This is a genomic window from Thermobispora bispora DSM 43833 (genome assembly GCF_000092645.1).
In the GTDB taxonomy this organism is placed as follows: domain Bacteria; phylum Actinomycetota; class Actinomycetes; order Streptosporangiales; family Streptosporangiaceae; genus Thermobispora; species Thermobispora bispora.
The window spans coordinates 3,000,926-3,024,843 of the sequence record NC_014165.1; the positions used below are offsets into that span (position 1 = coordinate 3,000,926).

The following is a 23,918-nucleotide window of genomic DNA, read 5'->3' on the forward strand; positions in this document are numbered from 1 at the left end:
CGCATGGAAAGGGGTGCCAACGCCAAACGAAGCAGGCACCAACGCCACACGGAGCGGGCCTAACGCCACATGGAACGGGTGCCAGCGCCACGAAGCGGACGCTAACGGCACACAGAGCAGGCGCTAGCACCACATGGAACGAGGGCCAGCGCTGCACGCAGCGGGTGCTAACGCCGCACGGAGCCGAACGCCTCGAAGAACTCGTTGTACCGCCGCAGCTCCTGCTCCACCGGTTCGATGACCATGCGCTGCGCGAGGTCGGCCACGCGGCGGCGCATCTCCCGCTCCATGCGCTCCCGCTCCTTGCCCGCCTCGAGCACCACGAAGTTCTTGCTCGCCACGGCGGAGAGCAGGCCGAGCCCGAGGACGCACACCACGATCAGCCCCAGCCACGGCAGCAGGCTGACGTCCGAGAAGAACGGGGACGGCGGCCGGGCCACCTCGAACACGCCGTACGCGAGGATCGCGCCGATCAGGCCGAGGCCGGCGACGAACACCGCCACCAGCGCGTACTGCCAGACCTTCAGCAGCCACCACCAGCGGGGCACCCGGTCGAGCGGCGGGGTGAGCGAGGAGAGCTCCCGGGAGAGCGCCTCGGGCAGCTCGGCCGACCGCGACCGCGCCACCTCGCGCACCCCGGCGCGCCAGGCGTCGGGCATGCCGTCGGTGACCGCCTCGGTGAGGTTCTCCACGGCCCGCTCGACCTCCGCGGGCTGCGCGCCCACCGAGCTCCCCACCAGGGAGCGCAGCTCCTCCCGCAGGTTGCCCAGGCGCAGGCTGCTCACCGGGTCGGGCCGGAGCTTCGCCGCCCACCGGGCGTACGGCCAGCCGACCCACTCGATCGAGCGCACGCCGTACAGGTTCTCCATGGTCTCCCCGATCGCGGAGACGCCGACCGCGTCGCAGAGCGCGTCGGTGAGGGCGCCGCGCCGGGCCGCGTCCACCTCCGGTTCCACGGGCCGGGCGCCGGAGAGCTCCTTGGCGAGCCGCGGCGTGAGCTGATCGAGGTCGGCCTCCAGGCGCTCGTAGGCCGCGCGGCGGGAGGCGACCGCCTCGGCGAGCACGTCCGTCAGCTCGGCGATGCCCTGGCCGGTGACCGCGGAGGTGGCGATCACCCGCGGGTTGGCGAGGCCCTCCCGCTTGAGCAGGTCCCGCAGGTCCGCCAGGCACTCGGCCTGCTCCTCCGGGCTGAGCCGGTCGCACTGGTTCAGCACGAAGACCGTGACGGCGTCGTGCCCGGCGAGCTCGGTGACGTACCGCTGGTGGATCGAGGCGTCGGCGTACTTCTGCGGGTCGAGCACCCACACGATCAGGTCCGCGGCCTGGATCAGCCGGTGTGCCTCGTGGTCGGTGAGCGCCCGGATCGAGTCGTGGTCGGGCAGGTCGAGGAGGATGAGCCCGTGGAGCCGCTCCTCGCCCTTGTCGAGCGCGCTCGCCCGGGCGAACCGGTGCCGCCACTGGATCTGAAGCCAGTCGAGCAGCGGGCCGGCGCCGTCCATCCCCCAGACACAGGCGTGGGTGCGGGCGGTGGTCGGCCGGCGGACCCCGGTGGGCGAGAGGTCGAGCTTGGATACCGCGTTGAACAGCGAGGACTTCCCGCTGCCCGTTCCCCCGGCCAGCGCCACGACCGTGTGCTGCGGGGAGAGCTGGAGCCGGTCCCCGGCGCGCGCGAGCAGGCGGCCCGCCTCGGCGAGCAGGGCGGGGTCCAACCGGCCCTGGCCGAGCTCCACGACCTTGGCGAGGGCGGCGAGCCGGTAGCCGAGCCCGTACCGCGTCGTGGTGTCTGCCACGCTCATCTGCCCTCCACCGTCGTGCCGGGGGCGCACCCGATGGCGCGCGATGTCGTGATCGGCGTCATGATCGAGTGGATCATCGGGCGGCCTCGAGGTTGTACGTAGCCTGGTACAGCCGGGTGGCGGCGGCCTCGTCCGGGATCCCGGCGCTGTCGAGCGCGTCTACGTAGCGGAGCATCTCCTCGTCGAAGAGCAGGCGGATCCTGGCCCGCAGGTCGCTGCGGGCCTTGGCGCTTATGTTGCGCAGTGACTCGGCCCCGAGCAACCTGCGCAGCAGGCGTTGCGGCAGCGCGCCCTTGCCGTCCGCGACGTCGCTGGTGCCGTAGCCGAGCAGGCCGACCATGAAGATGAGCGCGAGCGAATCGATGTCGAACGAGACGATCTTGGCGACCGATCGCTTCGCCACGCCCTCGGTCCGCATGAGCTCGGTGACGTAGTCCTGCCACGCGGCGACCGACGCCGAGGTCCGCTCCGCGAAGTCATCCGCGGGCCGGCCGAGCGCCGGGGTGACGAGCCGGTCGCCGACGCCGGCCCGCTGCCCCCACCGCTGGGCGACCTCCTCGGTGGCGCGCTGCGCGGCGGAGAGGATCACCGCTTCGAGCGCCTTGGCCATCGCCGACCGCAGCGCCTGCAGCCGTTCCGGGCTCCGCTGCCGGCCCTTGCCGCCGCGGCGGAGCTGGATCGTCCGCATCAGGTCGCCGGAGCCGGCGAAGTCCTGCCAGCGCGCCAGCGCCTCGCCCTGCAGCAGCGATCCGTTCCGGGTGGCCTCGTCGATCTCGGCGATCGCCCCCATGTAGGCCGCGTCCACGTCCGCGCGCAGGTCGGCCCGGAGCGCCACCTGGGCCTCCAGGTGCCGGGCGAGTGCGGGCAGCCGCGACTTGAAGCTGTTGAACACGCCGTTGAGCGTCGCCTTGACCGCGGCCTCACGGCGCCGGTCGTCGGCGGAGAACTCGGAGAGCCACGCCCGCAGGTCGGCGATCTCCTCGTCCGCCAGCCGCCCGTCCCGCACCGTGGTCTCGTGGATCACGAAGCGCTCGACGTCGCCGAGGCCGTACTCGTCGAGCATCCGGCCGTAGTGCTTGAGGATCACGTCCCGGGACTTCGCCGGCACCCGGGAGACGACGATGATCAGGCGCGCGTTCCGCTCCTTGGCCCGGCGCAGCAGGCCCCACGAGGGCGCGTCGGCGTACCGGGCGGCCGTGGTGACGAACATCCACAGGTCGGCCGCGTCGAGCATCCGGTGCGCGATCTCGTGGTTCTGCTCGACCACGGAGTCGATGTCGGGCGTGTCGAGCAGGGCGATTCCCCGGGGCAGCTGATCGGAAGAGGCGAGTATGATCCCATCCGGACCGGCGTCCGCCTGCTGCCCCTCGTACTTGGGCACCCCGCTGAGCAGCTCGCCGCGCGCGTACCAGTCGTGGTCGTCGGGGTGGCACACGAGCACGGGGATCGAGGTGGTCGGCCGGCGCACCCCGGTGACCGCCACGCGCTTCCCCGCGATGGTGTTGACCAGGGTGGACTTCCCGGCCCCCGTGGACCCGGCGACGACGATGAGCGCGGGTGCCGTGCTGTACCGCACCCGGGGGATCACGTAGTTGTCGATCTGCGCGAGCAGCGCCGCCTGCGCCTTGCGCGCCTCCTCGGCGCCGGGCATGTCGAGACCGAAGTGCAGCGCCTGCACCGCGGCGCGGAGCTCGGCGAGGGCGTTGGTCAGCGCGGCCGAGACCTCCGAGGGCAGCGCCTCTTCGCGCACCCGGACGCCGTCCGCGCCGGTCTGCCCCGCGTCCTGCTCCCGCGCCTCCCCCGCCTCCGGCTGCGGCGTCGCACCGCTCTCCCCCGCCTCGGGCTGCGGCGTCGCACCGCTGTCCTCCGCCTCCGCGGCCGGCTGCTCCGCCGCGTCCGGCGTCCCGGTTCCGGCGGCGTCCCCGCCGTCTTCCGCTCCGGGCGGTACGGCGTCGCGCTCACCGGCGGGCGGCGCCTCCGCTGCCTCGCGGTCGTCCGCTCCGGTGGCCTGGGCGGGTGCGCCGTCCGCAGCCGGGGAGCCGGCGACCGGGGCCGGTTCCGCATCGCGGACGGCCGGGAACGCGATCGTCCGCTCCTCCGGGCTCTCGGGGCGTTCGGCCGGCGGCTGATCCGTCATCGGACCGCCGGACGGCTCGACGATAGGCCCCCGCTCCGGAATGTCCCTGGCTGCCGACTTCACGGGACCCGCTCCGCTCGCACTGACTCGATCTCCTGGCCGACGTTGACGACATCGCCGACGATCACGACCGCCGGCGGCCGTATCCCGACTGCGGCCACCCGCTCCGCCACCGTGGACAGCGTCGCGCGGACAGATCGCTGGGTGGGAAGCGTACCGTCCTGTACCACCATTACGGGAGTATCCGGTGAACGTCCGTATTGCCGCAGGGTGTCGGCGACCTGACTGATCCGCTCGACGCCCATCAGAAGTATCAGCGTTCCCTTTGATCTTGCCAATCCGGCCCAGTCCACCGTGGACCTGGGATCACCCGGTGGAACGTGGACCGAGATGACGTGGAAGTCCTGGGCCAGCCCGCGGTGCGTGACCGGCACGCCGGCCGCCGCCGGGACCGCGACCGCGCTCGTCACCCCGGGCACCACGGTGACCGGAATCCCCGCCCGGGCGCAGGCGAGCAGCTCCTCCGCGCCGCGGCCGAAGACGAACGGGTCGCCGCCCTTCAGCCGGACCACGAACTTGCCCTTCCGGGCCCGGTCGACGAGCAGCTCGTTGATCTTCTCCTGCGGGAGGGCGCGGCCGTACGGGACCTTGGCCGCGTCGATGAGCTCGACGTCCGGGGCGAGCTCGTCGAGCAGGGCCCGCGGGGCGAGGCGGTCGGCGATCACCACGTCGGCCTGGGCGAGGAGCTGCCGGCCCCAGACCGTGATCAAACCGGGGTCGCCGGGGCCTCCGCCGACCAGGGCGACCCCGACCGGCTTGGCCCGGTGGCGCCGGGCGTCGATCGTGCCGTCGCGGAGGGCGCCCACGACGACGTCACGAATGCCCGCGGCGCGGCGGGGATCGCCCCCCGCGGTGACCGCGACGCTCACCTCGCCGACCCGGCCGGTCGCGGGGGTCCAGGCCGCTGAGGCCTCCCGGTCGTCCGCGCGCACGCACCAGATCCGCTTCGCCTCGGCCTCGGCGGCCACCGCGGCGTTCACCTCGCGCCGGTCGGTGCACGCGTGCACCAGCCACGCGCCGTCGCAATCGCCCACCTGGTAGGGGCGGCGCACCCACTCCACCCGGCCGGCCGCGATGAGGTCGTCGAGGGCCGGGGTCACGCTCGGGGAGACGATGGTCACGCGGGCACCGGCGTCGAGCAGCGCGGGGACCCGCCGCTGGGCGACGCGTCCGCCGCCCACGACGAGGATCCGCCGTCCCTCGAGGCGGAGGCCGAGCAGATAGGGCGCCATGACCCCAGTCTCCCTAGCGTGTCAAGGTCACCTTGTTAGAAGGCAAACTACCTGCTGCGCCGCACGGTCACCCAGGGTTGGCGGAGTGTGATCACCCAGTCAGGAGTTCTTCTCCGACACCCCTGCCGAGTCGAAGGTCGCGACCTCGTGCATGACCCGGGCGGCCGCGCAGACCAGCGGGTGGGCGAGGAGCCCGCCGGTTCCCTCGCCGAGGCGGAGCTCCAGGTCCACGAGCGGGCGCAGGCCCAGGGCGGCGAGCGCGGTGGCGTGTCCCGGCTCGGCCGAGCGATGGCCGGCGAGGCAGTAGTCGATCGCCCGGGGGGCGAGCCCGGCCGCGGCGAGGGCGGCCGCGCCGGCGATCACCCCGTCGAGGATGACCGGGACCCGTGCGGCGGCGCCGCCGAGGATGAACCCGGCGATCGCCGCGTGCTCCAGCCCGCCGACCGCGGCGAGCGCCCGCAGCGCCGCCTCCGGCCCCTCGGGTACGGCTCCCGCCCCGAGCCCGTTCACCTCGAGGGCCTGCCGTACCACATCGATCTTGTGGCGGTGCGTCGCGTCGTCGATGCCGGTGCCGCGCCCGGTGACGCGGGCCGGGTCCTCACCGGTGAACGCGGCGATCAGCGCCGCCGAGGCGGTGGTGTTCGCGATCCCCATGTCCCCGGTGATCAGGCACCGGTGCCCGGCGGCCACCAGGTCGCGGGCGATCTCGCGGCCGGTGGCCAGGGCCTGGGCCGCCTGCTCCAGCGTCATGGCCGGGCCCTGGGAGAGGTCGGCCGTGCCGTACGCGACCTTGCGGGAGAGGAGGCCGGGGGCGGAGGGGAGGTCGGCGGCCACGCCCACGTCCACGACGGTCACCGACGCGCCGACCTGGTTGGCGAACGCGTTGGCGACCGCCCCTCCGGCGGCGAAGTTCGCCACCATCTGGGCGGTGACCTCCTGCGGCCAGGGGGTGACCCCGCGGGCGTGCACCCCGTGGTCGCCGGCGAAGATGGCGAGCGCCGCCGGCGCCGGCAGCGGCGGAGGACAGGCGCCGGCCATCCCGGCGAGCCGTACCGCGACGTCCTCAAGGACACCGAGGGAGCCACGGGGCTTGGTGAGGCGGTCCTGATGCGACCGGGCCTCGGCCATCGCTCCCTGGTCGAGCGGGCGGATCCCCCCGATCATCTCCTCGAGGACGGTCATGCTCCTCCTTCACACCGCACTGCGCATACCGGGCCAGGAGAGCGTATCGCCCCCGGTTTCCGGAGTGATCGGGCGGCGTTCCCCTCGGGGATCGGCGGTGAGGGCCCCCTGGCCGGTCACGGCCTGGCCCGCGCCGGCGAGGGCCTCCTCGTACCGGTCGATGACCAGGTCGGCGAGGCCTTCGCAGTCCCCGATCACCTCGGCGCACCTGATGTCGAGCCCTTCGTGGTTGGCGGCGTAGGCGAGCGCCTGGGCCCAGATGCGCTCCAGTACGGCGCCGGCGAAGAGGAAGTACGGCAGGACGATGACGCGCTTCGCGCCGAGCCGGCGGCAGCGCTCCAGGCCGCCGGGCACCCCGGGGCGGGCGTCGGCGACGTAGGCGGTCTCCACCGTGAGCAGGTCCGAGGCGTGGGTCTCCCAGAAGAGCCGCGAGACGCGGTGCACCTCGGCGTTGGCCGCCGGGTCGGCCGAGCCGTGGCCGACCAGGACGACCGCCGTCTCGGCCGGGCTGATCTTCTCGGGGGCGTCCCCGCTGACGAACCGCGGCATCTCGGCCTGGGCGTCGGCGAGCCGCTCCGCGAGGAGGGAGAGCACCCGCGGGTCGGGGCCGAGCGGGCGGGCGAGATCGCATTCGAGCTCGGGGTGGCGCTCCCGTTCCAGGGCCAGGGTGCCGGGGACGTCGCCCAAGGCGGGCCGATGGGCGGTGAGGCTGAGCGGGACCACGACCACGTGGTGGTGGCCCTGGGCGACCAGGGAGTCGACGCATTCACCGATCGGTGGCCGGGCGCCCGCGGCGAAGCCACCGGTCACCTCGGCGGTCACCCCGTCAAGCCGGCAGCGGAGGCGATGGACGAACCTGCCGAACTCGGCCACTCCGGCCTCATCTTGGACACCGTGGCCGATGAGCAGCAGCGGCGGTTTCATACCTGATCTCCCATGCCTCTACCCAGCGAGTACGTGATCGGGACCGCGCGGGTTCCTTCTACCCAATCATTGGATGTCACTTGACCGGGAGGTCCGAAAACGGGCCAATTCTTTACTGGTTGACCAAATTTCCATGTCCACCATGCCGAACAGTACGGAAAAGCGGTGGCGACCGGGACGGATGAGCCGGGGGATACGCGGGGGAATCCCGATTCTCCGTTCCGCCTCCCGCCGATTCGGTCGCCACTTCACGGCCGGCGCCCCTTAGGGCGGCGCGCGGCGGCCTGCGCCGGAGGCCGTCCCGGCGGGCGGCGGTCACCAACCGTACCGCCTCGGCCGCGGCCCCGGGAGAGGGTCCCCCGGGGCCGATCGCAGCCGTGCCCCGGACCGGTACGCCGGCCGTGCCCAGGAGCAGGTCCGCCGCCATGCTCACGGACCGGTGCGCCGCCATGTCTGAGAACGGTCGGCCGCCACGCCCGGGAACCGGGTCCGCCGCCACGTCCAGGGGCCGGTCAGCCGCCACGTCCAGGAGCCGGTCGGCCGGCATGCCCGGGAGCCGGTCCGCCGCCGCCGTGCCCGGGCGCCGCTAGGGCCGCGCGTCCTCGCGGACCAGACCGAACACCACCAGGTCGTGGACGCCGTCCTCGTCCACCTCGGCCCCGGGCTCCACCCCTTCCTTGACGAAGCCGGCCTTCTCCGCCACCCGGAGCGAGGCGATGTTGTCAGGCCGCGCGCGGAGCCGGATCTTGTTGAGCACGCCGGTGCCGAGCAGGTGACCGGCGAGCCCGCGCAGCGCCTCGGTCGCGTACCCGCGCCCGCGGTGCTCCGGGTGCACGCCGTACCCGACCTCGGCCGTGCCGGTCTGCGGGTCGGCGTTGTACACGCTGATCGACCCGACGATGCCGTCCGGCGTCGCCATGGCGAGGTGGATGCCCTGGCCGGACCGCGGCAACTCGTGGATCCCGTCGGCGAGCCAGCGGTCGACCTCGGCGGGATCCTCGGGCGCCCCGGGCGGGAGGGCCGTGTCCTGGACGCCCGCCGCGATGACCTCCCGTACCCATCCGGCGTCCGCCGGATGGGTACGGGAGGAGCACGAGCCGCCCGGTGCCGATGGTCAGTCGCTCGTCGAACATGATCACCTCATTCGGTCGCCGTTGGGTACGGGGAACCCTGCCCGGCCGCCCGGGCTGATTCGGGCCGGGCAAGCCGGGTAGGAGGTCGTCAAGTGACCCTAGACCAAGGGAGTGGGCGCCATGGGCGTGCAACGGGGGAGCGCCAAACACGGGCGGATCCGCGACGAATCGCACAAACGCGAGACGCTGGGGCTGGTCCGCGGCGCCGGCACGAGCCGCGCCCAGGATTGGCGCGATCCGGAGGAGCCCGCCGAATGGGAGGACGCGCTGGAGCCGCACCGGTACCCGCCCGGTCATGAGCCCGGCACGTCCCCCGGTATCACGCCCGCGGACGTGGAGCGCCGCAGCACCCTCGCCAAATGGCTGAGCGATACGGGCTTCCCGGCCGACAAGGAGCGGATCCTCGCCCACGCCGAGCGCAGGAACGCACCCGACGGCGTGGTCGACGCGGTGCGGCGGCTCCCCGACGAGGTGGAGTTCCACACCGTCGGCGAGATCGCCGAGACGCTCGGCCTCGGCACGGAGCGCGAGCGCTCGTGACCGGGGCGGGCGCACCGCCCGCCGACTGGCCGGGACGCCGTGCGAAAGCCGCGCGAGAACCCGCGCGGGAACCAGCGCGAGACCCGTGCGAGAGCGGCGCGCGGGGGACGCCCCATGGGCGCTGCGAGGGGCCGCGTGCCCGCACCGCGCGCCGGCACGGAGCTCAGCAGGGACGCGAACCGGGACGCCGTGACCGGAGACAGCAGTGAGACTCGACTTCATCCGGCCGCTGTACGACCGCCCGGGGCCGTTCGCCTCGGTCTACCTCGACACCGACCGCACCGCCGCGCCGGTGGTGACCGTCCTGCCGCGGCGCTGGGCCGCGCTCAAGGAACGGCTGATCGCGTCCGGTGCGCCGGCCGCCGTGCTCCGCCCCATCGAGGAGCACGTGCTGGAGTCGGTGCACGGCTCACCGGGGCTCGCGATCATCGCCGAGGGCGGCGAGATCGTGCTCTGCGAGCCCTTGCCCGTCCCGCCCCGGCGGGAGACGGCGCGATGGTCGCCGCTCCCCCACGTGATGCCGCTGCTCGCCCAGCGCCGGGAGGAGGTGCCGCACCTCGAGGTGCTCGCCGACCGCACCGGCGGCGACGTGATCGTCGTGGCCGGGGGACGGCGCCGGGAGCTGCTGATCGAGGAGGCCGCCGAGGGGCGGATCCAGAAGACCGGTGAGGGCGGCTGGGCGCAGTACAACCTCGAGCGCGAGGTCGAGGAGACCTGGCGGCGCAACGCGGCCGCGGTCGCCGCGGCGGTGGACCGCGAGGCGGCCGCGATCGGCGCCGAGCTCATCGTGCTCGCCGGTGATCCCAAGGCCCGGGCCCTGGTGGCCGACCACCTCGGCAAGGAGTCGAAGAAGCGGCTCACCATCGCGGAGCACGGCAGCCGCGCCCCGGGGGCCGAGCGCTGCCACTTCCGCGCCGAGGTGGAGCGGGCGTGCGCGGAGTGGAACGCCCGGCGCAAGGCCGAGCTGCTCGAGGCCTACGCGGCCGGGCCGTACGCGACCGGCCTGCAGGAGACGGCGCGGGCGCTGCGGGAGCGGCGGGTGCAGACGGTGCTGCTGCGGGACGAGCCGTCGTCGACCGCGACCGTCTGGATCGGGCCGGAACCGGACCAGCTCTCCACGGACCGGTCCGAGCTGGTGGTCTGGGGCGTGGCGGACCCGGTGGAGGATCGGGCCGACGCGGCGCTCGCCCGGGCGATCGCCGCGACCAACGCCGAGCTGTGGTTCGTCGACGAGATCGAGTCACCCGACGGGGTGGCCGCCGTGCTCCGTTTCTGACGCCTCCCCCGGCGCCGGGGAGGGGCCCGCCGGGGCATGCGGCGGCGCGGCGGGCGCGAACCGGAGGTGACCGATGTCGCCGGCGAGGTAGCGGGCCGCGGCGGTGAGCGCCCGGAGCATCGCCGCCACCGACGGCCGCCGGACCGCCGACCTCCGGGTGACCGCGTAGACGCCCCGCTCGATCGGCTCGCCGGGGAGCCGGCGCACCGCGATCCCGCGCGGGCCGGCGGCGAGGGTGAGCGCGGGCACCGCGGCGATGCCGATGCCCTTCGCCACCAGGCCGAGGATCGTCGCCAGCCCTTCGAACTCCCAGGCGATCGGCGGGGTGCCGCCGACGGGGGCGAGCAGCCGTTCCACGGCGGCGCGGGAGGGCTCGCCCTCCGGGGTGACCATCCACGGTTCGTCCCGCAGGGCGGCGAGGTCCACGGGCACGGCCGGGTCCGCCACGGGGTGGTGGCGGGGGACGACGAGCACCAGCGGATCCCGCAGCAGGGGGAAGGCGGCCAGGGCGGGCTCCTCGGGCGGCTCCGGCCGCCAGTCGTCGACCACGGCGATGTCCGCCTCGCCCGACTCCACCTCCCGCCGGGCCAGGCCGGAGCGGCTCTGCCGCAGCCGCAGGGAGAGCTCCCGGTGGCGGCGCAGCAGCCGGGCGAGCGCGGGCGCGAACGCCATGGCCCCGGTGGGGAAGGCGGTGACCACCACCCGCCCGGAGGGGGTGCCCGCGTGGGCGGAGAGGTCGGCCTCGGCCGCCTCCACCAGCTCGAGGATCCGCTTGGCGTGCTCGACCAGGCGCCACCCGGCGTCGGTCAGCTCGGCGCTGCGCGAGGTCCGGTCGAGCAGCACGGCCCCGGCCTCGCGCTCGAGCGTGGCGAGCTGCTGCGAGACGGCCGACGGGCTGTACCTGAGGGCCTTGGCCGTGGCGGCGATGCTGCCCCGCCGGGCGAACTCACACAGCAGCGCCAGCCGATGGATGTCAAGCATCGGTTTTCCTTATTCTCGGCGTCGAAAAGCCACGCTTGTGCTGATGCTTCCGCGCGCAGCAGCCTAGAACCGGCTCGACCTTAGCCGGAGGAAAAGTCATGGACGTCGCCATATCAGCCACCCTTGCCGCGAACGAGGAGGTCGCGCGGAGACGCCGCGCGGGGCAGCGGATCCTCAACCTCGCCTTCGGGGAGGCGGGGCTGCCGGTGCACCCCGCGCTGCGGGACGCGCTCCACCAGGCCGCGGGGAGCAACGGCTACGGCGAGGTCGCCGGCTCCCGCGCGCTGCGCACGGCCGCGGCGGGCTACTGGACGCGGCGCGGCATCCTCGCGGACCCCGGCCTGGTCGTGTGCGGGCCCGGGAGCAAGCCCCTGCTGTACGGCATCCTGCTCGCCCTCGGCGGGGACATCGTGCTGCCCCGGCCGAGCTGGGTCAGCTACGCAGCGCAGGCGGAGCTCGCCGGGGTGCGCCCGATCATGGTCCCTCCGCCTCCCGGCGAGGGAGGGGCGCCCGATCCGGGCGGGGTCGAGGCGGCCGTCACCGCGGCCCGGGCGGAGGGCCGGACGGTCCGGTCCCTGCTGCTCACCCTGCCGGACAACCCGACCGGGCGGCTGGCGCGGCCGGAGACCGTGCGGCGGCTCGCCGAGCTCGCCCGCGAGCTCGACCTGATCATCATCTCCGATGAGATCTACCGCGACCTGGTGCACGACCCCGCGGCGGCCTTCCTCAGCCCGGCCGAGGTCGCCCCCGAGCGCACCGTGGTCACCACCGGCCTGAGCAAGAGCCTCGCCCTGGGCGGCTGGCGGATCGGGGTCGCCCGCCTGCCCACGCCCGGCCTGCACCGGCGCCTGGTCGCGGTGGCCAGCGAGATCTGGTCGAGCCCCACGGCGCCCGTGCAGCACGCCGCCGCCTACGCCTTCGGAGAGCCGCCCGAGCTGGTCCGCCGGATCGCCGAGAGCCGCCGGCTGCACGGGATCGTGGCGCGGGCGGTCGCCGCGCGGTTCGCGAAGGCGGGCGCGCGCGTGCCCCCGCCCCAGGGCGGCTTCTACCTCTATCCGGAGATCGACGGCTTCCCCGGCCCGGAGGAGCTCGCCGCGACGCTCCTCGATCGGTACGGCATCGCCGTACTGCCGGGAACGGCCTTCGGGGACTCCCCCACCGCCCCGCGGGTGCGGGTGGCGACCAGCCTGCTGTACGGGGAGACGGACGAGCAGCGCCTGGCCGCGCTCCACGCGGCCGACCCGCTCCGGCTGCCCTGGATCGCGGCCGGCCTGGAGCACCTGGAGGAGGCGCTGGCGCGCCTGTGATCCGCGCCGGTGCGCCTGGCCCCGCCGCGGCCCGCTGATTGAGCAGGATGCTCCCGGGATAGGAGTGAATCGTGGGTCGTAGCGGGGGGAGATTCACGATGCGGTCCGCGTGGTCACCGGTGAGCCGATCGGCGACCGTCGTCTACACCGCCCTGGCGGCCCTGGTGGTCGCCGTGGCCGGGCTCGCCGTCTTCGAGGAGACGAGGGGCCACCGGCTCGCCCGGCGGTTCGCCGCGATCGGCGGGGACCCGACCGCGCCCGGGGCGCACCAGCTCCTGGGGGAGGTCACCGTCTTCGCGCTCCTGGTGATCGCGGTCGCGGTGTCGGCCGCCGGGGCCGGGGCGGCCCTCCTCGCCTGGCTGCGGCGGGTACGGCCCGGCACCCCGGCTGTGGCGCTGGCCGCGGTGTGGCTGCTGCCGGTGGTGAACCTGGTGGCGCCGCCCTTCCTCATGGACCGGGCCTGGCGCGATGCCGCCGCGGACGGCCGCCCCGGCCACCCTGGGCGAGCCGGCCGGGCCGGTTGGCTGGTGCTGCTCGGGTGCTGGTGGCTGAGCTGGCTCGCCGCGCTCGCCGTGGTGTTCTTCCGGCCGGCCCGGGTGGACCGGGAGCTGACCGGGGTGGATCTGACCACCCTGGGCTCGGTCGCGATCGCCGCCGTCCTGTGCGCGGCCGCGGTCCGCGAGATCACCGAGCGGTGCGAGGGCCGCGTGCCCGGGAGCGGCCGGTGGATCCGCCGGCATGGCGCGGGCGCGGCACCGGCCACGGGCCACGGGCGGTTGGCCGGCCACCGGCGGCCGATGGGCACCGGCGCCTGAGCCGTCCGGCGGTCACCACCCCGGCGGCGGGCCGGAGCTCCCCGAGCTGGCGTGCCAGAGCCGGCGCGAGGGCCCGGCCAGGAACGGCCCCTGCCGGACCCCGGGAGGCGGCCCGATGTCGGAGTAGGGCGAGAGCCGGAACCCGTTCGCGTACTCGATGGGCCGCCCGCGCACGCCCTCGCCGGAGGCGGGTGTCTCGTTCAGCACGGCGCGGACGGCCTCGATGCCCTGAGTGCGCCACAGCCGGTCGAGGTCGAGCAGGTTCCAGCAGTTCAGCGCGCGCAGCGAGACCGCGCGCCGCCCGGTCCGCCTGATCACCCCCTTGGCGACCAGCAGCCACGAGCCGAACACCGTGGCCGCCGTGTGCGCCTGCACCGACTCGAAGAACGTCAGGTCGATCGGGCCGGTGGAGTCGTCGAGCGTGGTGAAGATGATCCGCTGCCCGGAGCGCACCGCCGGGGTCTGGGTGGCCACCTTGGCCCCGGCGACCACGACCTCCGCGCCGTTGCGCCGGCTGAGCAGGTCCTTCGCCCAGGTCACGCCGATCGCCTCGAGCAGGTCGCGGTGGAAGCCGATCACATGGCGGGAGACGTCCATGCCGAGGATCTCGAGCTCGGCCTCGACCGCCTCGGCCTCGGTCATCTCCGGCAGCTCCCCCGGCGTGATCCGCTCGGTGAACCCCATGGGGAGCTGCCCGGTCGCACCGGCCGAGGCCCGCTCGAGGGCGCCGACCTGCGCGATCAGGTCGCGCCTGGTCAGCCGGCCCGGCCGCCACCGGGGCTCGCCCGGGCGCAGGCCGTAGATCGAGTCGAAGCCGCCGACCGCCACGATCCGCTCGGCGACCGGGCGCGACGGCCGGGCCCGCTCCCAGAAGTCCGCCAGCGAGGTGTACGGCCGGCCGGCGACCATCCGGTCGACCTCGGCCTCGCTCACCCCCTTCACCGCGGAGAACGGCACCCGCACCCCGTACCCGCGGCCGATCGCGGCGATCCCGTCCCGGCCCTCGGCGGGCGGGCCGGTCCGTTCGACCAGCCAGGTCTTGCCCGAGCGGTTCACGTCGAGGGGCAGGACCTGCACCCCGCACTGCCGGGCCTCGTCGATGATCGCCCGGTTGGGGTACATGCCGGGTTCGTGGGTGAGCACCCCGGCGAAGAAGGCGGCGGGGTGGTGCCGCTTGAGCCACGCCGACTGGTAGGTGGGGAGGGCGAACGCGGCGGCGTGCGCCTTGCAGAACCCGAACGCGCCGAACGCGTCGATCGTCCGCCAGACCCGCTCGATCGTCTCCTCGCCGTACCCCTTCTTCCGGGCGAGCGGGACGAACCAGGCGCGGACCTCTTCGCGCCCCTCCGGCGTGTCCAGGGCGCGCCGGGCCCTCTCCGCCTCGGACAGCCCGCACCCGGTCATGATGTCGATGACCCGCAGGACCTGCTCGTGGAAGATGACCACGCCGTGGGTCTCCCGGAGCGCCTCCCGCAGGTCCTCGTGCGGGTAGCTCGGGGCGCGGAACCCGTGCCGCGCCTCCAGGTAGGGCGTGACCATGTCGGAGTTGACCGGCCCCGGGCGGAAGAGCGAGATGTCCACGATCAGGTCGTGCATGGTGCGGGGCTCCAGCTTGCCGACGAGCTCCCGCTGCCCGGGCGACTCGATCTGGAAGCAGCCGAGCGTCCGGCCGGCGCAGATCAGATCGAAGGTCTCCGGGTCGTCCCGGGGGACGGCGTCCAGGTCGATCCTCCGGCCGTCGACCCGCTCGACCTCCCGGACCGCGTACGCGAGCGCGGACTGCATCCGCACGCCGAGCACGTCGAGCTTGAGCAGCCCCGCGTCCTCCACGTCGTCCTTGTCGAACTGGGACATGGGGAAGCCCAGCATGCTGGGCTCCACCGGCGTGCGGTCGCGGAGCCCCGAGTTGCCGATCAGCACCCCGCACGGGTGCATCGCGATGTGCCGGGGCAGCCCGTCGAGCCGTTCGGCGATCCGGAACACGGTCTGCAGCGCCCGGTCGTTCAGCCCGCTGCCGCGCAGCTCGGGCAGGTCGGAGAGCGCGGCGCGGATCTGCCCGGCGCGGATGTGCGGGAAGGCCTTGACGATGACGTCGATCTCGTGCGGCGGCAGCCCCATGGCCGCCCCGACGTCCCGGATCGCGCTGCGGGCCCGGTAGGTCTCCACCATCGAGACGCAGGCCATCCGGGCCTCGCCGTACCGGTCGAGGATGGCGCGGTAGCAGTCGAGGCGCCGGGCCGACTCCACGTCGATGTCGATGTCGGGCAGGCCCTTGCGGCCCTCCGAGAGGAACCGCTCCATGAGCAGGCCGTGGTCGAGCGGGTTCACCTCGCCGATGCCGATCAGGTAGTTGACCAGGCAGCCCGCGCCCGAGCCGCGGATGGCGCACCGGATGCCCATCGAGCGGATCATGTCGGTGATCCCGGCGACCGCGAGGAAGTACCCGGAGAGCCCTTTCCGCTCGATGATCGACAGCTCGGCGGCGAGCCGCCGCCGCGCCTCGGCCGAGCGGGCCAGGCCCCGCGCGGCCAGCCCCTCCTCGCACCGGTGCCGCAGCCGCCGGACCGGGTCCCCATCGACCTCGGGCAGGTGGAGCCGGGGCCGCACCGGGTCGAGGAGGGGGACGATCTCGACGGGGTCGAGCACGCACCGCTCCGCGACCCTCCGGGTCTCGGCGAGCAGCCGCCCGGCGCGGTCGCGGTCGCCGCCGCAGATCCGGAGGGCCACCCAGGCCATCTCGGTGCTGTCCTTCAGGTAGGCGTGCGCGGTCGGGTGGTCGATGTGCCGCGGGTGGAGGGGCACGCGCTTGCGCGCCGCGTCGAGCACGTTCCCGACCTGGTGGTCGGCCGCGTCCAGGTACCGGACCGTGTTGCTGAGCACCGCGGGGACGCCCGTCGCGTCGGCCAGCCCGATCATGCGGGCCGCCGTGTTCGCGTCGCGGTGGCCGTAGAGGTCGGCCACCTCGACCACCACGTCCGGCACCGCGGACCGCCATGCGTGGAGCAGCGCGGCGGCCTGCCGATCCCGCCGCTCGGCCACCGCCCGGCCGACGTCGGACGCCGGGCCGAGCAGCACCGTCAGCAGGGGCTCGCCCCCCGGCCCGGCCGCGTGCTCGGCCACCGTCTCCCGGGTGACGTACGGCTCGCCGCGCCGCCGGTGGGCGGCGGTGACCAGCCGGCACAGCGCGGCCCAGCCGCCGGAGCGGGCGAGCACGACGATCCGCTCCCCGTCCGCGCCGCTCCCCCGGCCCCGCTCCGGCCGCGCCGGGCCGAGCGCGAGATCGACGCCCGCGATCGGGGCGATCCCCCGGGCATGGCACGCCCGGACGTGCTTGATCACGCCGTAGAGGCCGTCGCGGTCGGTCAGCGCGAGCATGTCCATGCCGTGCTCGGCCGCGCGGCGGGCGAGCGCGTCGGGGAACGCCGTGCCGTACCGGAACGAGTAGGCGGACGCGGTGTGGAGATGGGTGAAGGGATTCATCGGTGACCTCTCCCCTGCCCCCGATCCGGAGCGGTCGCCATGGCCCGGAGGGCCGCCATCAGTCCCATGCCCTCAGCAGCAGCCATCCACCGCTCGCCGTGTCGAACCTCAGCTCGTAGATCCCGATGTCCCTGCCGGTGACCGCCTCCACCCGCCAGAACCGCCGCTCGCCGGGATCGGCGTCCGTGGTCCGCCACCACTCCCGGGCGGTCACCCAGTGGTCCTGCACCGCCCGGACGAGGTAGAGCCGGTCGCGCCAGACGAACCGGGCCGGGCGCCCCTCCCGGAGCCACACCTCGATCGGGTCGCCGTAGAGTCTGCTCATGTTCCCTGCTCCCTGATGGCATCGATCGCCACCCGGGGGAAGGCGGGCGGACGCGGCAACGATTCGAACGGATTCGAACATACGTTCCAGTCAAGATCGAACGCAAGTCGGCGCGCCGCTCCCCGGCGGCCGCCTCCTCGCGCAGGCGGTGGCCGGCGAGGAGCACCGGGCGCGGGATCCGCGCCGGTCTTCACCTTCGACGCCGCCGAGAGGGGGCCGTCGGACGCGCGGCGGTCTCGTAGCGGCTCAGCGGGACCCACCACGGCGGCGTCCGGTCACCACGGGAACAATGGGGAGAACCTCGCGGTTGTGGCCGACGGGAAAACGGCCCGTGGACAGGAGAACAAATGCACGCGATCGTGGTCTCGACGTACGGTGATTCCTCGGTCCTCGACTACACCGAGCGTCCCGACCCGCAGCCCGGCCCCGGCGAGGTGGTCGTCGACGTGGCGGCGAGCGGCGTCAACTTCATCGACGTCTACCACCGGGAGGGCCGCTACCCGCTCCCGCTCCCCCTCATCCCGGGATCGGAGGGCGCCGGCACGGTGACCGCGGTGGGCCCGGGGGTGACCGACATCGTGCCCGGGGACCGCGTGGCCTGGGCCGGGGTGATCGGCTCCTACGCCTCGAAGGCGGTCATCCCGGCGGAGCGGGCCGTTCTGCTGCCCGACGGGGTGTCGGCGGAGCTCGCGGCCGCCGTCATGCTCCAGGGGATGACCGCGCACTACCTCACCCACTCCACCTACGCCATCAAGCAGGGCGACGACGTGCTCATCCACGCCGCCGCCGGCGGCATGGGGCTGCTGCTCACCCAGATGGCGAAGCTGCGCGGCGCCCGGGTGATCGGCACGGTCTCCACCCCGGAGAAGGAGAAGCTCGCCCGCCAGGCCGGCGCCGACGAGGTGATCGGCTACGAGGACTTCGCCGCCAAGGTCAAGGAGATCACCGGGTCGGGCGTCCACGTGGTCTACGACGGCGTCGGGGCCGCGACGTTCGAGGGATCGCTCGCCTCCCTGCGCCCGCGCGGCCTGCTCGCGCTGTACGGCGCGGCGAGCGGCCCGGTCCCGCCGTTCGACCCGCAGCGGCTCAACGCCGCCGGGTCCCTCTTCCTCACCCGCCCTTCGCTCAACCACTACATCGCGACCCGGGAGGAGCTGCTGTGGCGGGCCGGCGACGTGCTCGGCTGGGTGGCCTCGGGCGCGCTCAAGGTGCACATCTCCCAGCGCTACCCGCTCGCCGAGGCGCGGCGCGCCCACGACGACCTGCAGGCCCGGCGGACCACCGGGAAGCTGCTGCTGATCCCGTGATCACCGGCCCGCCGGTCTCGTGATCAGCGGCCCGCCGATCCGCGTGATCAACCGGCTCACCCGTTCTCGTGATCATCGGCGGCCGGTCCGGCGCCGGCCGCCGCACCTCCTCTGCCGGCTCTGACTGCTCTGATCTGACGGCTCTGACGGCCGCCCCGTGGACGGCGGTCCCGGCGGCGGCCGGGCCCGCCGTCCACGGCCCTCCGCACCATGCGCCCGTCGCGTACGTGACGGCCCGGCCCGCCGTCCACGACCCCTCCGGAACGCACCGCCCCGCCCGGACGCGGGAGTACGGCGAGTGCCGCCGCCGCGAGGACGCGGCCCATCCGGCGCGCCTCAGACCTCATGGCCCTTCGCTCGATAAGGCCCTTCGCGCGATCCGTGACCGGCCACGTCTCCTCGCAATAGAGAACGTTGCGTTCCTTACATTTGCGGGCCTATGTTTAGAGAACGATCCGTTCTCTGAAAACCGAGGGGCGGCATGGACCGAGGCCCTGACCTCGCCCGACCCGGGCCGACGCGGGCGACACCCGGAGCGCACGGCCGGTACGCCCCTCTCCGCGGGCGACCGCGGATCGCCCGCGGGCCGGCACGCCGCGTGACCACGCCGCGCCGGGAGGCCGCCTCGGTGCCTGCCGGGCATCCGCCCCGACCGCACCCCCCGAATCCGAAGGAGCCGACGTGACACCGTTCGTGGTGCCGCTCACCGCGGTCGGGCGCGACGACCTCGCGCTCGCCGGGGGCAAGGGCGCCAATCTCGGCGAACTCATCGCGGCCGGCCTGCCGGTCCCGGACGGCTTCGTCGTGACCACCGCCGCCTACGCGGAGCTGATCGACCGGTGCGGGATCGCCGAGCGCATCCCCCGCCTGCTCGACGCCGGGGACGGCGCGGGGATCCGCGCGGAGTTCGCCACCGCGGAGATCCCCGCCGCCATGGCCGAGGCGATCACGGCCGCGTACCGGGAGCTGGGGCAAGGCCCGGTCGCGGTGCGCTCCAGCGCCACCGCCGAGGACCTGCCCGGGGCCGCGTTCGCCGGGCAGCAGGACACCTACCTCAACGTCGAGGGCGACGACGCGCGGCTCGACGCGGTGCGCCGTTGCTGGGGCTCGCTGTGGACCGACCGCGCCATCGCCTACCGCCGCCGCCTCGGGATCGGCCCCGAGCAGGTGCGGATCGCGGTCGTCGTCCAGCGCATGGTGAACCCCGACGCCGCGGGGGTGATGTTCACCGCCGACCCGGTGAGCGGGGACCGCGACCGGATCGTGGTCGATGCCTCCCCCGGGCTCGGCGAGGCCGTGGTCTCCGGCCGGGTCACCCCGGACCACTACGAGCTCGACCGCCGCGGCACCGTGCTCGCCTGGACGCCCGGGCGGGCCGAGGTGGTCGTCCGCGCCGCCGCGGGCGGCGGCCTTGCCGAGGAGGCCGGGCAGGCCACCGGGGAGCGGCTGCTCGGCGACGCCGCGCTCGCCGGGCTCGCCCGGCTCGGCGTCGCCGTACAGGATCGGTTCGGCAGGCCGATGGACATCGAGTGGGCGCTCGCCGGCGGTCGCGTCTGGCTCGTCCAGGCCCGCCCGATGACCGCGCTGCCGCCGCCCCCGGTACGGCTCAACGCCATCCAGCGCAGGCTGGGCGAGATGCTCCTCGACTACCTGCCGACCCGGCCGTACCCAATGGACATGAGCACCTGGATCCCGTACGGCCCGGCCGGGATGATGGCCGAGGTCGCCCGCAGCCTCGGGGTGCGCGGCCTGTTCGAGGGCGCCCTGGAGGAGCAGGACGGCGTGGTCTACCGCATCCTGCCCCGCCCGCCGCGCCTCACCCCGAAGGCGCTCGCCGCGCCGTTCCTGCTGCTGCACCGGGCCGGGCGGTTCGATCCGGCGCGCTGGACCGAGGATCCGCGGTTCACCGGCTTCCTCCGCGAGGTGGAGCGGCTGCGCGGGCTCGACCCGGCCGCGATGCCCTGGCCCGAGCTGATCCGCCTGCCCCGGCGGGCGCTCGACGCGGTGCGGCCGATCACCGAGCTGCGCCGCGACTACCTGCCCCGCGGCGCCCTCATGGTCCTCCGGCTGGTGGCGGCGCTGCTACCGCTCGGCGCCGCCGCGATGTGGGCCGACCTGCTGGCCGGTGCGCGGACCCGCACCGAGGACGGCAACCGGGCGCTGGAACGCCTCGCGGCCCAGGTGCGCGAGGACCCGCGGCTCAAAGCGGCCGTGGACGCGCTCGACCTCGACCGGGTGAAGGGGTTCACCGGCTTCTGGGCCGAGTTCACCGCGTTCCTCGCCGAGTACGGCCACCGCGAGACCGGCAGCCCGGTGCTCGCCTCCTCGCCGACCTGGGAGGAGACGCCCGAGGTCGTGCTCGGCATGCTCAAGGTGCTCGCGGCGTCGCCGCCGTCCCCCTCCGCCGGCCGCTCCGGCGAGGCCGAACGGCGGCTGCGCGCCCACCCCTGGCTGCGCTCCCCGCGGCGGTGGGCCCGGATGGCCCGGCGGATCGCCGCGGCGCGCACCGCGTGGGCGTTCCGCGAGGACACCCACTTCTACTTCACGATGCCGCTGCCGGTGCTGCGCCGTGCCCTGCTCGAGATCGGCGCCCGGCTGCGCGACGCCGGCGTGCTCGAGACCGCCGAGGACGTGTTCCACCTGCGGCTGGAGGAGGTGGAGGCCGCGGGCGACCCGGCCACCATGCCGCGGTCGCGGCGGGAGGAGCTGGCCGCCACGGCGCGGGCGCGGGCGGCCAGGCGGCAGGAGCTGGCGGGCGTGCGGCTCATCGACCCCCGCGCGGTCTACCCGGACCGCGGCGACCTCGGGGACGCATTGGTCCGCGGCACGCCCGGGGGCGGCGGCACGGTCACCGGCCCGGTGCGGATCATCCGCGACCCGTCGGAGTTCGGCCGCCTCGCCGAGGGCGAGGTGCTCGTCTGCCCGAACACCAACCCGTCCTGGACGCCGCTGTTCCAGCGCGCCGCCGCGGTCGTGGTCGACGCCGGCGGGATCGGGTCGCACGCCGCGATCGTCGCCCGCGAGTACGGCCTGCCCGCCGTGCTGGGCACGGCCACCGGCACCGCCGTCCTGACCGACGGGCAGATGGTCACCGTGGACGGTGACGCCGGGGTGGGTCAGGAGCGCCTCATGATCGCCGTGCCCCGTTCCGGAGAAGCTCGTGAGACCGTCCGTGGAGGTGAACGGTGACCGCCGGGGAGGAGACCGATCACCGCAGGCGGCCGCGGCGGCGCGGCGCCGCCCTGGACGAGGCCATCTTCCAGGCCGTCCTCGACGAGCTCGCCGAGGTGGGCTACGCGCGGCTGACCATGGAGGGGGTCGCCGAGCGGGCGCGGGCGGGCAAGGCGTCGCTGTACCGGAGGTGGCCCACCCGCATCGAGCTCGTGATGGACGCGGTCTACAGCCGGTTGCCCGACCCGTCGGCCCCGCCGGACACCGGTAGCCTGCGCGGCGACCTGCTCGCGCTGCTCCGCGGCAACGCCGAGGCGCTCGCCGGCCCGGCCGGGGAGGCGCTGCGCGGGCTGCTGAGCGAGGCGCTCGCCGGCTCCGACGCCATCGCGCGGGTCCGCCGCAACTGGCAGGGCGCGAGCCTGCGGATCACCCGGGAGATCCTCCGCCGTGCGGTCGACCGGGGCGAGATCGACGCTTCCGCGGTCACCGATCGCCGCCTGGAGACCGGGCATGCCCTGCTGCGCTACCACTTCCTCTTCCACGGCCCCCCGATCCCCGAGCACGTGATCACCGAGATCGTGGACGAGGTCCTGCTCCCCTTGTTCCGCTCTCCCCCGCGCCCGCCGCCCACCGATCCGGGCACGGCCGGCGGCTAGCCGTACGCCGCCGAGCTCCGCCGCACCGCAGGGAGGACACCGGCATCTTCAGGTGAGCTCCTCCAGACCGCGGCGTGCCTCGTGGTAGCCGGTCAGCCGCCCGGTCTCCACCACCGGTGCCACGGCGCCATGGCGCGGCGCCGGCCGGTGCCCCGCGGTACGGCCGGCCCGGCCACTTCGGCGGGGCGTCTCTTTCCCGGATCCGGATGGGTTCCGCGGATCCCCGATGGCGGGCGAGCCCCGTGGTGCGGCGTCAGGCGCAGAGGCAGAACGCGCCGGGCAGCCGGGTCCGGTAGCGGGCCACCACCCGGTAGACCGCCTCGGCCAGCCAGCTCACCGGCGGGAGCAGCATCGTCCGGCCGAGCGCCCGCCACCCGCGCGTGGGCTGCAGGGCGAGCACCACCGCGATCGCCCGCGCGCCCTGCGCGTGCAGCCCGCGCGGGCCGACGAGCTGCACGGACGTGGCCGCCTGCTCCCGGGTGAGCCCGATCGTCTCGAGCGGGATGGACTGCCAGGCGCGGACCAGGGGCATGTACGGCAGCAGCCTCCGCCCCAGGTTCACGCACGTCTGGCAGAACCCACAGTTCCCGTCGAAAACCAGCAATACCTGGTCAGCGTGGACCATGTCCCGAATCTAACAACCGCGCCGGCGGGCCCGTACGGCCCGGGCGCCCGCGGCGAGGACCACCGCGGCGAGCGACACCGCCCGGCTCAACCGGACGGCCCGCCGGATGTCCCCGGCCGAGGGGCGCGGCCCGTCGCCGAGCTCCGGCCGGTGCTCCACCCGTTCCCCGTAGCGGTTCGCCCCGCCGAGCCGTACGCCGAGCGCCCCGGCGAAGGCCGCCTCGCACCGGCCCGCGTTCGGGCTCGGATGGCGGTGGCCGTCCCGGCGGAGCACGGCGGCCGCCCCGCGCGCGGAACCGCCGGCCGTACCGGCGAGGAGCACGGTGAGCCAGGCGGTGAGCCGGGCGGGCACCAGGTTGGCGAGGTCGTCGAGGCGGGCCGCCGCCCAGCCGAACCTCGCGTACCGCGGTGAGCGGTGGCCGACCATCGCGTCGAGCGTGTTGACCGCCCGGTAGGCGAGCAGCCCGGGCACGCCGAGCACCGCGCCCCAGAACAGCGGCGCGACCACCGCGTCGGAGGTGTTCTCCGCCAGCGACTCGACCGTCGCGCGGGCGAGCTCCCCGGCGTCCAGGCCGGACGGGTCGCGGCCGCACAGGTGCGGGAGCCGTTCGCGGGCGGCGCGGAGGTCCCCGGCCTCCAGGGCGCCCGCCAGGTACGCGCCCTCCTTCTCCAGCGTGGTGCCGCCGAGCACCGCCCAGGTGGCGGCGGCCGTGACGGCCGCGCGCGCCAGCGGCCGGGAGCGGGTCAGCCGGTCGGCGATCACCCCGAGGCCCGCGGCGGCGCCCACGCAGCACGCGGTGTAGAGCACGCCGCGGGACCGGGAGTCTCGGTGGATCCGCCGCTCGAGGGCCGCGGCGGCGCCGCCGAACAGGGCGACGGGGTGTCCCCGCCGGGGGTCGCCCGCCAACCGGTCGATCAGAGCGCCGAGGAGGATGCCGGTCGCCGTCGGGCTGCGCTGGAGCATGGCGGCAT

At 74.8% G+C, this 23,918-nt stretch carries 18 protein-coding genes; 7 read left to right on the top strand and 11 right to left on the bottom strand.

Features of this window, described 5'->3' with window-relative positions; translation table 11 throughout:
• Nucleotides 1-167: 167 nt before the first annotated feature.
• The 6 genes from TBIS_RS12680 to TBIS_RS12705 form a co-directional block, all read right to left on the bottom strand.
• Nucleotides 168-1,796 carry a GTPase family protein gene (locus tag TBIS_RS12680; RefSeq protein ID WP_013132794.1) on the bottom strand — a complete coding sequence of 543 codons (1,629 nt, stop codon included), beginning with the start codon at nt 1,794-1,796 and terminating at the stop codon, nt 168-170.
• A gap of 73 nt (nt 1,797-1,869) precedes the next feature.
• Complete coding sequence (locus TBIS_RS12685; protein WP_013132795.1) at nt 1,870-3,933, bottom strand: GTPase; 2,064 nt, start codon at nt 3,931-3,933, stop codon at nt 1,870-1,872.
• 59 nt (nt 3,934-3,992) lie between these two features.
• Nucleotides 3,993-5,225, bottom strand: coding sequence for a uroporphyrinogen-III C-methyltransferase (cobA, locus tag TBIS_RS12690; protein ID WP_013132796.1), 1,233 nt, complete (start codon nt 5,223-5,225; stop codon nt 3,993-3,995).
• 99 nt (nt 5,226-5,324) lie between these two features.
• Nucleotides 5,325-6,407 carry a nicotinate-nucleotide--dimethylbenzimidazole phosphoribosyltransferase gene (gene cobT / locus TBIS_RS12695; protein WP_013132797.1) on the bottom strand — a complete coding sequence of 361 codons (1,083 nt, stop codon included), beginning with the start codon at nt 6,405-6,407 and terminating at the stop codon, nt 5,325-5,327.
• 9 nt (nt 6,408-6,416) lie between these two features.
• A complete protein-coding gene (locus tag TBIS_RS12700) occupies nt 6,417-7,331 on the bottom strand; it encodes a sirohydrochlorin chelatase (RefSeq protein WP_013132798.1) in 915 nt (304 codons plus the stop codon).
• 586 nt (nt 7,332-7,917) lie between these two features.
• The gene (locus TBIS_RS12705) at nt 7,918-8,376 is read right to left on the bottom strand and encodes a GNAT family N-acetyltransferase (protein ID WP_083785270.1); all 459 of its coding nucleotides are present in this window, start codon (nt 8,374-8,376) and stop codon (nt 7,918-7,920) included.
• 208 nt (nt 8,377-8,584) lie between these two features.
• On the opposite strand from TBIS_RS12705, the gene TBIS_RS12710 reads away from it, so the two are divergent.
• Both TBIS_RS12710 and TBIS_RS12715 read left to right on the top strand, forming a co-directional pair.
• Nucleotides 8,585-9,004 (top strand): DUF2795 domain-containing protein, encoded by a 420-nt coding sequence (locus TBIS_RS12710; protein ID WP_013132800.1) that lies wholly within the window; start codon nt 8,585-8,587, stop codon nt 9,002-9,004.
• Between the two features lie 205 nt (nt 9,005-9,209).
• A complete protein-coding gene (locus TBIS_RS12715; RefSeq protein ID WP_013132801.1) occupies nt 9,210-10,280 on the top strand; it encodes a baeRF2 domain-containing protein in 1,071 nt (356 codons plus the stop codon).
• Here TBIS_RS12715 and TBIS_RS12720 read toward each other — a convergent pair.
• Nucleotides 10,245-11,261, bottom strand: a complete 1,017-nt coding sequence (locus tag TBIS_RS12720; protein WP_013132802.1) for a LysR family transcriptional regulator — start codon at nt 11,259-11,261, stop codon at nt 10,245-10,247. The two genes, TBIS_RS12715 and TBIS_RS12720, sit on opposite strands and share 36 nt — an antisense overlap.
• A gap of 98 nt (nt 11,262-11,359) precedes the next feature.
• Here TBIS_RS12720 and TBIS_RS12725 point away from each other — a divergent pair, with 98 nt between their 5' ends.
• Together TBIS_RS12725 and TBIS_RS12730 are read left to right on the top strand one after the other, a co-directional pair.
• A complete protein-coding gene (locus TBIS_RS12725) occupies nt 11,360-12,568 on the top strand; it encodes a pyridoxal phosphate-dependent aminotransferase (protein ID WP_013132803.1) in 1,209 nt (402 codons plus the stop codon).
• A 98-nt stretch (nt 12,569-12,666) separates the two neighbouring features.
• Nucleotides 12,667-13,383 carry a DUF4328 domain-containing protein gene (locus TBIS_RS12730; RefSeq protein WP_013132804.1) on the top strand — a complete coding sequence of 239 codons (717 nt, stop codon included), beginning with the start codon at nt 12,667-12,669 and terminating at the stop codon, nt 13,381-13,383.
• A gap of 12 nt (nt 13,384-13,395) precedes the next feature.
• Here the strand turns inward: TBIS_RS12730 and TBIS_RS12735 are convergent, their stop codons facing one another.
• Both TBIS_RS12735 and TBIS_RS12740 read right to left on the bottom strand, forming a co-directional pair.
• Nucleotides 13,396-16,863: a DNA polymerase III subunit alpha gene (locus tag TBIS_RS12735; RefSeq protein WP_013132805.1), complete on the bottom strand. Its 3,468-nt coding sequence runs from the start codon at nt 16,861-16,863 to the stop codon at nt 13,396-13,398.
• Nucleotides 16,864-16,921: 58 nt separating this feature from the next.
• Nucleotides 16,922-17,188, bottom strand: a complete 267-nt coding sequence (locus TBIS_RS12740) for a DUF6504 family protein (protein ID WP_013132806.1) — start codon at nt 17,186-17,188, stop codon at nt 16,922-16,924.
• Nucleotides 17,189-17,535: 347 nt separating this feature from the next.
• On the opposite strand from TBIS_RS12740, the gene TBIS_RS12745 reads away from it, so the two are divergent.
• The 3 genes from TBIS_RS12745 (at nt 17,536) to TBIS_RS12755 (ending at nt 22,322) form a co-directional block, all read left to right on the top strand.
• A complete protein-coding gene (locus tag TBIS_RS12745) occupies nt 17,536-18,495 on the top strand; it encodes a quinone oxidoreductase family protein (RefSeq protein ID WP_013132807.1) in 960 nt (319 codons plus the stop codon).
• A gap of 681 nt (nt 18,496-19,176) precedes the next feature.
• Nucleotides 19,177-21,684, top strand: a complete 2,508-nt coding sequence (locus TBIS_RS12750) for a PEP/pyruvate-binding domain-containing protein (protein WP_013132808.1) — start codon at nt 19,177-19,179, stop codon at nt 21,682-21,684.
• Nucleotides 21,681-22,322 carry a TetR/AcrR family transcriptional regulator gene (locus TBIS_RS12755; RefSeq protein ID WP_013132809.1) on the top strand — a complete coding sequence of 214 codons (642 nt, stop codon included), beginning with the start codon at nt 21,681-21,683 and terminating at the stop codon, nt 22,320-22,322. Before TBIS_RS12750 ends, TBIS_RS12755 begins: the two co-directional genes overlap by 4 nt.
• Before the next feature lie 253 nt (nt 22,323-22,575).
• Here TBIS_RS12755 and TBIS_RS12760 read toward each other — a convergent pair whose 3' ends face one another.
• Nucleotides 22,576-22,947 (bottom strand): thiol-disulfide oxidoreductase DCC family protein, encoded by a 372-nt coding sequence (locus tag TBIS_RS12760; protein WP_013132810.1) that lies wholly within the window; start codon nt 22,945-22,947, stop codon nt 22,576-22,578.
• Between the two features lie 9 nt (nt 22,948-22,956).
• Nucleotides 22,957-23,910, bottom strand: a complete 954-nt coding sequence (locus TBIS_RS12765; RefSeq protein WP_013132811.1) for a cobalamin biosynthesis protein — start codon at nt 23,908-23,910, stop codon at nt 22,957-22,959.
• Nucleotides 23,911-23,918: the final 8 nt, after the last annotated feature.